Origin of the sequence: Mycobacterium ostraviense, from assembly GCF_002705925.1 — a bacterium.
In the GTDB taxonomy this organism is placed as follows: Bacteria; Actinomycetota; Actinomycetes; order Mycobacteriales; family Mycobacteriaceae; genus Mycobacterium; species Mycobacterium ostraviense.
This window is the reverse complement of record NZ_NKRE01000005.1, coordinates 1-263: the sequence shown is the minus strand read 5'-3', so window position 1 is coordinate 263 and position 263 is coordinate 1. Positions and strand designations below refer to the sequence as shown.

The 263-nt window shown below is 67.7% G+C and carries 1 pseudogene; it reads left to right on the top strand.

The features are described 5' to 3' along the window. Window positions 1-263: pseudogene (locus tag CDN38_RS27570) on the top strand (NADP-specific glutamate dehydrogenase); the annotation flags it as partial.

Sequence of the window (263 nt, the reverse complement as noted above, 5' to 3'; positions counted from 1 at the left end):
GGCGCGGGGAACGTCGCGATCTATGCCGTCGAGAAGGCCCAGCAGCTGGGCGCGAAGGTCATCGCCTGTTCCGACAGCGACGGCTACCTCGTCGACGAACGCGGCCTGAATCTCGAACTGCTCAAGGAGATCAAAGAGGTCCGGCGGGGCCGGCTCTCCGAGTACGTCCAGGAGCGCGGTGGCGGAGCGCGTCAGGTCACCGACGGCACGATCTGGGAGGTGCCCTGCCAGGTCGCGCTGCCGTGCGCCACGCAGAATGAGCT